This window comes from Candidatus Rokuibacteriota bacterium, from assembly GCA_016209385.1.
Classification (GTDB): domain Bacteria; phylum Methylomirabilota; class Methylomirabilia; order Rokubacteriales; family CSP1-6; genus JACQWB01.
The window spans coordinates 19,637-27,858 of the sequence record JACQWB010000209.1; the positions used below are offsets into that span (position 1 = coordinate 19,637).

An 8,222-nucleotide genomic window follows, 5' to 3' on the forward strand; every position below is an offset into this window, starting at 1 on the left:
TGTCCGCTGAGTGAGCTTGTCGTTTTCATGATCGATGGGCAGCGCTACGGTCTCGCCCTCCACACCGTGGAGCGGGTCTTTCCCATGGTCGCCGTATCCCCCCTCCCGAAGGCTCCGGCAATCGCCCTGGGAGTGATCAACCTGCACGGCCGGGTTATTCCTGTCGTCGATATCCGGCGCCGCTTCGGCCTCCCACTCGGCGACTACGGCCCCACCGCGCACCTCCTGGTCGCCCGGACGGCTCGGCGAACGCTGGCCTTACCCGTGGACACGGTCCCCGGCGTCATGGAAATAGCCGCGGAGGCGGTGGTCCCGCCCGGCGCCGCCCTCCCCGGGATCGGGTACGTGGCGGGGATCGCGGCGCTGGAAGATGGCCTCCTCTTCATCCACGACCTCGAGGCTTTTCTCTCCCTTGACGAAGAGCAGCAGCTGGCCGAGGCGCTTGGGGAGTCAGTCGGATGAGGCTGGCCGACGAGGTACGCTATCAGGCGCGCGCCTTGATCGCCAGCCGCCTGGGCCTCGACTTCCCCGAAAGCCGCAAGGCTGATCTGGAACGCGGATTCATCCGAGCCTGTCGAAGCTCAGTGGTCTCAGCCCCGGAGAGGTATCTCGCCTGGCTGGCGACCTTGTCAGATGAGAGCCCGGAGTGGAAGCGGCTGGCCAGCCACCTCACCGTGGGTGAGACGTACTTCTTCCGGGACCGCGCCCTCTTCGAGGCGCTCGAGCAGGTCCTTCCTCCTCTCGTCGACGCTCGCCGATCGGCGGGGATACGGCGGCTCAGGCTCTGGAGCGCCGGGTGCGCCACCGGGGAAGAGCCGTACTCCCTCGCCATGCTGCTGGACCGCCTGCTTCCCGACAGCTCAGACTGGGCCCTCACAGTCCTGGCCACTGACATCAACCCCGACGCCCTTGAGGCGGCCCGGCGAGGGCTCTACCGGGAGTGGTCCTTCAGGGAGACTCCCCAGTGGATCCGGGATCGGTACTTCCACCGCCGTGGCCCGGAGACCTTCGAGGTGGACCCGAGGATCCGGCGGGTCGTGACCTTCGCGCCGCTCAACCTGGCCGAGGACGGCTATCCGACAGTGGTGACCAACACCAGCGCCATGGACCTGATCCTCTGCCGGAACGTCCTCATGTATTTCACCCGTGACGCTCAACGGGCCGTTGTGGCGCGGCTCCAACGAGCGCTGGCGATCGGAGGCTGGCTGGTGGTGAGCCCGGCCGAAGCCTCCGCCGAGCTCTTTCGCCCCTTGCTGCCTGTCAATTTCCCCGGCGCCATCCTGTACCGGAAAGAGCCGGTGTCCGCGGTGGCTCCGCCGACGACCTGGCACCCCGAGGCGGTCTGGCCGACACTTCCCGCTCCCGCGCCCCTTGTGGACACGCTGAGCGGCTTGATCGCGCCTGAGGCGCCGGTCACGCCGCTGTCCGAAGAGCGGGCCGAACCCCTGCCTGACACGCCGAGCGATCTCCAGCGCGCCCGGGCTCTGGCTGATCTGGGCAGTCTCGAGCGGGCGCGGGAGCTGTGCGAGATCGCGCTGGAGCGGGACCGGCTCGACTCCGAGGCCCACCTCCTGCTGGCTGCGATCTGTCAGGAGCAGGGCGAGATGGCTGCGGCCCTGGAAGCCCTCCGCCGGACCATCTACCTGGCTCCTGACTGCGCTTCTGCCCACTTCCTCCTGGGGAGCCTTCTCCTGAGGCAGGGGAAGCTGAGGCAGGGGCAACGCTCGATGGAGACCGTGCTGAACCTTTTGAGCTCAGTCCCGCGCGATGAGGCGGTGGCCGGAAGCGACGGCCTGACGGCGGGCCGGCTTCTCGAAACGGCGCGCGCGTATCTGGAACTACGGGGATGAAAGAGGCGCGGCAGGGGATTGCCTGGCAGCAGGCTTACGACCGGCTGGAGCGAGCCCGCGGGGCCATCGAGACTGGCGCGGCGCCTGGTTCCGAAGACGTCAGGCGGATCCTGAGGGAGCAGGCCCAGGCGTTACAGGCTGAGCACCAACCTGAGGGCTCTCTCTACCTCCCCCATGCGGGCCGGTGGCATCGTCCCGGCGAGGTTCGGGCGGTGGGTTTTCGGGTCATAGAAACGGGCCGGATCCAGGGAGCGAATCTGAAAGCAGAGGAATACGGTGTCCAACGGGAGGCCAGTTTCCTTTGCTGTCACGCGGACGTTCGTGGGATAGTCACGCGGCACATTCTTCGCCTCCGTGCCCACGACCACCGTCACGACCAGGGGCTGGCGATTTATGGCGTCCGCCGAGACCACCAGTACCGGTCGACGCCCGGCCTGTTCCCGGCCGTGGGTCGGACCGAGGTTGACGAAGTAGATCTGGCCGCGGCTAAGCATCCTTCAGCCCGTCGGTTTCGGCTACGACAAAGTCGCGCGAGATGGCGGCGCATTCAGCCCGGATCGCTGGATCGGTGGCCATGCGAGCCATTGCGTCCTCAAAGGCCCGGGCCTTCTGCTGAGCGGCAAACTGTTGCAGAGCGACGGTGACGAGGCGATTGAGGTTCTGGCGGAGTTCCGGAGGGGCCAATGCACTCACGTCCTCGACGAGCTGACGGGATAAAGCCACACTCCGACGGACCGTTCTGCTGGTGGGCTTTCTTTTGGTTCTCATGTCACACCTCCTATCACACACTGTTTAATCCAAGTCAGGCTTCTGGTCAACACCGGTTTTGCTGGCTTGGGATTGGAAGCGGAGCAGGCGTCAGGCGGACCGAATGCGGAAGCCTCTCAGCTCATGGCTGAATGGCTGCTTGCTGAGGACTGAAGGCCGATGGCTAACGGCTTAAATTGGCAAGCGGCCTACGCCCTGCTGGAGCGGGCCCGCCGGGCCATCGAGACGGGAGCGGAACGTCCTCCCGAAGACGTCAAGCGGATCCTGAGGGAGAGGGCTCAGGCGCTGGCAAAGCCCCTGGAGGAGGCCCCGACCCCGACCGAGGTGCTTGAGCTTCTGGTCTTCTCCCTCTCGGGAGAACGCTACGGCATCGAGACCGCGCATGTCCTGGAGGTAGTCACGCTCCGGGAGCTGACGCCGGTGCCGTGTACGCCGTCGTTCGTCCTCGGCGTGGTGAACCATCGGGGTCGGATCCTGTCCGTGCTCGACCTCCGAAGGTTGTTTGATCTCGCGGGCCAAGGGGTGACCGAAGGGAGCCGGGTGGTGGCGGTGGAGGCCGGAGGCATGAGGTTCGGGATCTTCGCCGACGCTGTGGCGGGCACGATGCGCGTCGGGGTGCACGAGGTGGCGCCTCCTCCCGTGACCCTCACCGGCGACCGCCAGGCCTTTGTCCAGGGCGTCACGGGAGAAATGGTTGCCGTGCTGGACCTCGAGGCCTTGGCCCATGATCCACGGATTACGGTGAACGAAGAGGTCGGCTGAAGCCACCTCCGAGTGGGGAGACATGCGATGAGATGGACAGTCGGCCAACGGATCGCAGTCGGCTATGCGGTGATCCTCGTGCTGCTGGCGGTGGTGGCAGGAGTGGGCGTGTATGCGCTCTCCCGCACCACCGATGCCTTCGAGACGGCAATCCGCCAGCAGGAGCAGGGCCTGGTGAACGCCCTGAAGGCCGATGAGGCCATCGATAACGCATCTCAAAATTTCCTCCGCTACCTCTTAACGGCGGACGAAAGTTTCGTCAAGGGATGGGAGAGCAGCACTGCCGACTCCCGCCGAGCAGTCACGGAGCTACGGGACACGAGTCCCACCGCGGAGCTGAAAACCGGATGGGGAGAGGTACTCCGGATTCTGGCCGCTTGGGAGGAAGCGTCCAGAAGTTCGATCACGGCTAAACAGGCCCGCCGTGACGCCGAAGCGCTTCGTATCCTTGTCGAGCGGGTTCGGCCGCTTCGGCTGCAACGCGATACCCTGGTCAACGGCCTGATCGACTCGGCACGGGCGCGCACGAAAGAGGTCACGGAGTCGGCCGTCGCCGCGGCCTCCCGTGCCTTCTGGGCGATTGTCGGCATCTCGGCGTTCGCACTGGCCTTCGGGATCGTCATCGCCTGGGGGTTGGCGCGGTCTATCATCGGCCCCTTGCGCGACACGATCGGCACCCTGGCCTCCGCATCGTCAGAAATCCTGGCGGCGACGACCCAGCAGGCCTCGGGGACCGCGGAGGAGGCAACGGCCGTCCAGGAAACCTCCACGACCGTGGACGAGGTCAAGCAGACGGCGCAGGTGTCGGCCCAGAAAGCCCGCGCCGTGGCCGAGGCCGCGCAGAAGACGGCGCAGGTTTCTCAGGACGGGCGGCGGGCGGTGGAAGAGAGCGTCAAGGGGATGCAGGAGACCAAGGCGCGGATGGAGGCCATCGCCGAGCGGATCCTGGCCTTGAGCGAGCAGGGCCAGGCGATCGGCGAGATCATCGCGAGCGTCAACGATCTGGCCGAGCAGTCGAACCTACTGGCCGTCAACGCCGCGATTGAAGCGGCCAAGGCCGGAGAGGCAGGGAAAGGCTTTGCGGTGGTGGCGGCCGAGGTGAAGGCCCTGGCGGAGCAATCCAAGCAGGCCACGGCCCAGGTGCGCGGCATCCTCAACGAGATCCAGCGGGCGACGCAGGCCGCGGTGATGGCCGCTGAGCAAGGGGTGAAGGCTTCGGAGGCCGGGGTCGGGGTGGCGAGTCGAGGTGGCGAGGCCATCAGGCTGCTGACCGAAAGCCTGACCGAGTCGGCGCAGGCGGCCCAGCAGATCCTGGTCTCAGCCCAACAGCAGGTGGCGGGCGTGGATCAGGTGGCGCTCGCGATGCAGAACATCCAGCAGGCCTCGACCCAGAACATGGCCTCCACGCGCCAGGTGGAGCGGGCCGCCCGGGACCTGAACCAGCTGGCCGGGCGATTGAAGGCGCTCGTCGCAGCGTCAGGCAACGAGCGGAGGACCGGGTAGGAACGGGCTCAGGTATGAAGAGGTCAGGCGGGTCGGTCGGCGGCTTTCACGGAATCGTGGTTTCGAGCGGGAGCTTCTGAATAGTGATGTTCGTGAAGTCAGAGGGGCTGAGCCGCTTGCTGGCGTCGAGGATCTCAACGCCCACGATGTGGCCGTCTTTGTCCACATCCACCGTGACCCCTTCCTCGATGTCAATGTTGTCGTCGGGATGGGCCTCGCGGATCTGGATGTACAATGCATCAGCCTCGGGGTCGTACTCGATCTTCATCCTTCTCCTCGCTTCCTTGAAGGTCTCCGCCTTCACTTCGAAATTATATCGGAAACTCACGCGAAGCGTGAGCAAAGGTTGAGATGATCGCGAACCGGAAGACCGACATGGTCATGAGCCTATCGCAGTGCAACGGTCAGGTCCGACGCCAAACGGTTAACGATCAAGCCTTCCGGAGAAAGGTGAGGATTTCGCGCTTGAAGGTATCGAAGTCTCCGAGGCGTTGACGGATGGTCTCGAACACGATCTGGTCGTTGATACGGCCGTATTCGTGGACCAGGAGGTTGCGGAGTCCCTTCATGCGTCTGAGGCTATCGGCCATGGCATTGGAGATCACGCCCCGTCCCACCAGCTTCTTAAAAAGGTCGTCTTCGTCTCCGGGTAGGCCGAGGCGGAGCCCAGCCACGAGGAGAGCGCAGGCGTCAATGAGCGCCTCCACCAACACCGGCACCAGCCGCTCGCAGGCTCGCTTCTTCTCGACGCGCAGGTACTCTTCAAACCGTTCGGGGGCGATGGAGCGGAGTTCCGCCAGGTATCCGTCAAGCTCATCGAGCTTGGCCAGGAGCCGGTCGCGGTCAATCACGCGCGACCTGATCGAGGTACTGGCGATAGATGTACCGGAAGCCGTCGAAGGCGCGCGCGGTACGGGCGGCGAGCGCATAGAGGGCATCCTCGTCTCGAACGAAGAGGACCGTGCCTTCCTTGAGGACCCGGCTCCGGATGTGCAGGGGGAGCTGCTGGAACACGGTGACGTCGAGGTCGGCTTCCCCGAGGTACTCCACCCGCTTGTGGGCGGGAGCGAGATCGGAGCCCGGCTCGGACGCGAGCACGAGGCAGACGTCGAAGTCGGAGACCGGGGAAGGGTCACCGCGGGCCCGGCTCCCGAACAGGAGCACCGCGAGAACTTCGGGATCACTCTTTGCCCGGTCAACCAGGCGGGCAAGCGCGGGCTGGGAAACCGTGTCCATGAGCGCATGATAAGCGGAGGGACGCGGGCGGTCAAACCGGCGGGGCAACGTCCTGCCAGCCCGGTGACTCGAGAGCATAAAAGCGCAGGCTGAGCCGTGGCGAATCGGAAGACCGACATCAAGGCCCGCTTGCTGGCGACCTTCCGCGTGGAAGCTGAGGAGCATCTCCAGGCGATCACGGCGAACCTTCTGGCCCTGCACCGCGGGCTGCCTCCTTCAGAGGGCCGCGGGATGGTCGAGGCGACATTCCGGGAGGTTCATACCCTGAAAGGGGCCGCCCGCTCGGTCAGCCTCACGGACGTGGAGGCGTTGTGTCAGGCGTGTGAGTCCGTCCTGAGCCGGGTCACGCGGGGCCAGCTCGCGCTCAACCGCCCGCTCCTGAATCGTCTCCAGGAGGCGGTCGATGGCGTGGCCCGCCTGCTGGCAGGGGGCGAAAGCCACCCGGCGCTGAGGGAGTTGATCGACAGCCTCGAGCAAGTCGCCGCCGCGCCGGCCGCAGCGGCGGAACCTGTCGACGCTCTGATCTCTCCCGCGGAAGCGCCCCTGGGACCGGTGGTTCCCGGGCTTCCGAAAACGGACACGATCAGGCTCGCCACGGCCAGGCTCGATTCGCTGCTCCTCCAGGCCGAAGACCTCCTGGTCCCCAAGCTCGCCGTTGAAGAACGGGTGCGCGAGGCCAGGGCCCTCTTCAAAGCGTTGGCCGGAGCAGGACTCCGGACGGCCGAGGGTCAGGCCCAGGATCTGCTCCGTCATCTCGTCCTCGATCAGCGGACAGTCACCCGGGTGGTGGATGGCCTACAGGATGAACTGCGGCGGGTGAGGCTCACGGCCGCGTCAACCGTCCTGGACCTCTTCCCGCGGATGGTGCGGGATCTCGCGCGGGAGCACGGTAAAGAGGTCGAATGGGCGACCCAAGGCGCTGACCTGGAAGTGGACCGGCAGGTCCTGGAAGCGATGAAGGATCCCCTGATCCATCTCGTACGGAACGCCGTCGACCATGGGATCGAGCCGCCCGAGGCCAGGGCTCAGGCGGGTAAACCGCCGCGCGGACAAGTAGCGGTGAGCATCGCCTCGCTGGAGGGCGGCCGGATCGAGATCCGAGTGGAGGACGACGGAGGCGGGATCGATCTCACCCGGGTGAGGGCCGCGGCAGTCAGGGCCCGCTTCCTGACCGCCGAGGAAGCCGAGGCTTCGACGGACGACGCCGCGCTGGAGCTCATCTTTCGCTCCGGTCTCAGCACCAGCCCCATCATCACCGACCTTTCGGGCCACGGCCTGGGCCTGGCCATCGTGAAGGAGCAGGTGGAGCGGCTGGGGGGAGAGATCCGCGTAGAGACGCGGGCAGGAGCGGGGACGACGGTGCGAATGATTCTCCCCGCAACGATCGCCACGTTCCGCGGCCTTCTGGTCCGCGCGGGCGGGCAGTCCTTTCTTCTCCCCACCGAGGCTGTCGAGCGCGCCATCCGCATCGCGCCCGATGAGGTGGAGCACGTGGAGGGACGGGAGGCGGTCCGCTGGAACGGATCTCCCCTCTCCATCGCCCGGCTCAGCAGCCTGCTCGGACTCCCGGAGCGGGCGGACGAGCCGGGGCCCGCGGGCAGAGAGCCGTGCGTCATCGTGAGGTCCGGCGGGGAGCGCGTGGGGTTTCTGGTCGAAGAGATTCTGGGAGACCGGGAGGTGCTGGTCAAGGAGCTCGGGCCGCCGCTCGTCCGCGTCAAGAACGTCGCCGGCGCGGGCCTCCTCGGGACCGGCCAGGTGGTCCTGATCCTGCGGCCGGGCGATCTTCTCAAGTCGATCCGGGAAGCGCCTCGCCCGCCATCGCACCCGCTGCGCGGGTACCCGGCGCCGGAGGAAAAACGGCGCCAGCCCGTCCTCCTCGTCGTGGACGACTCCATCACCACCCGGACCATGGAGAAGAACCTCCTGGAGGCGGCGGGCTACCAGGTACGGGTGGCGGTAGACGGGGTCGAGGCCTGGACCCTCCTCAAGAGCGACGAGGTCGATCTCGTAGTGTCGGACGTGGACATGCCCCGGATGGACGGCTGTGATCTCACGGCCCGGATCCGGGCCGATCGGAAGCTGGCCGAGCTGCCGGTGGTGCTC

The 8,222-nt window shown here is 66.5% G+C and carries 10 protein-coding genes; 5 read left to right on the top strand and 5 right to left on the bottom strand.

Annotated features, from left to right (window positions below):
- Positions 1 to 6: 6 nt before the first annotated feature.
- Together HY726_15445 and HY726_15450 are read left to right on the top strand one after the other, a co-directional pair.
- A complete protein-coding gene (locus HY726_15445) occupies positions 7 to 462 on the top strand; it encodes a purine-binding chemotaxis protein CheW (GenBank protein MBI4610390.1) in 456 nt (151 codons plus the stop codon).
- On the top strand, positions 459 to 1,850 hold the full coding sequence (locus tag HY726_15450; GenBank protein MBI4610391.1) for a tetratricopeptide repeat protein: 1,392 nt from the start codon (positions 459 to 461) through the stop codon (positions 1,848 to 1,850). The genes HY726_15445 and HY726_15450 overlap by 4 nt, the downstream gene beginning before the upstream one ends.
- Before the next feature lie 131 nt (positions 1,851 to 1,981).
- Here HY726_15450 and HY726_15455 read toward each other — a convergent pair whose 3' ends face one another.
- Together HY726_15455 and HY726_15460 are read right to left on the bottom strand one after the other, a co-directional pair.
- The gene (locus HY726_15455) at positions 1,982 to 2,344 is read right to left on the bottom strand and encodes a type II toxin-antitoxin system PemK/MazF family toxin (GenBank protein MBI4610392.1); all 363 of its coding nucleotides are present in this window, start codon (positions 2,342 to 2,344) and stop codon (positions 1,982 to 1,984) included.
- Positions 2,337 to 2,618 (bottom strand): hypothetical protein, encoded by a 282-nt coding sequence (locus HY726_15460; GenBank protein MBI4610393.1) that lies wholly within the window; start codon positions 2,616 to 2,618, stop codon positions 2,337 to 2,339. Before HY726_15460 ends, HY726_15455 begins: the two co-directional genes overlap by 8 nt.
- Positions 2,619 to 2,777: 159 nt before the next feature.
- Here HY726_15460 and HY726_15465 point away from each other — a divergent pair, with 159 nt between their 5' ends.
- Positions 2,778 to 3,380: a purine-binding chemotaxis protein CheW gene (locus tag HY726_15465; GenBank protein ID MBI4610394.1), complete on the top strand. Its 603-nt coding sequence runs from the start codon at positions 2,778 to 2,780 to the stop codon at positions 3,378 to 3,380.
- Positions 3,381 to 3,824: 444 nt separating this feature from the next.
- Entirely contained in the window at positions 3,825 to 4,883 is a 1,059-nt protein-coding gene (locus HY726_15470; GenBank protein MBI4610395.1) for a hypothetical protein, read from the top strand.
- 46 nt (positions 4,884 to 4,929) lie between these two features.
- Here the strand turns inward: HY726_15470 and HY726_15475 are convergent, their stop codons facing one another.
- From HY726_15475 to HY726_15485, 3 genes are all read right to left on the bottom strand, one after another.
- Positions 4,930 to 5,151: a DUF2283 domain-containing protein gene (locus HY726_15475; protein MBI4610396.1), complete on the bottom strand. Its 222-nt coding sequence runs from the start codon at positions 5,149 to 5,151 to the stop codon at positions 4,930 to 4,932.
- A 163-nt stretch (positions 5,152 to 5,314) separates the two neighbouring features.
- Positions 5,315 to 5,734, bottom strand: a complete 420-nt coding sequence (locus HY726_15480; protein ID MBI4610397.1) for a DUF86 domain-containing protein — start codon at positions 5,732 to 5,734, stop codon at positions 5,315 to 5,317.
- The gene (locus HY726_15485; protein ID MBI4610398.1) at positions 5,727 to 6,119 is read right to left on the bottom strand and encodes a nucleotidyltransferase domain-containing protein; all 393 of its coding nucleotides are present in this window, start codon (positions 6,117 to 6,119) and stop codon (positions 5,727 to 5,729) included. The genes HY726_15480 and HY726_15485 overlap by 8 nt, the downstream gene beginning before the upstream one ends.
- A gap of 96 nt (positions 6,120 to 6,215) precedes the next feature.
- Between HY726_15485 and HY726_15490 the strand changes: the two genes are divergently transcribed.
- Positions 6,216 to 8,222: chemotaxis protein CheW (locus tag HY726_15490; protein ID MBI4610399.1), on the top strand; the 2,007-nt coding region annotated here is incomplete at its 3' end.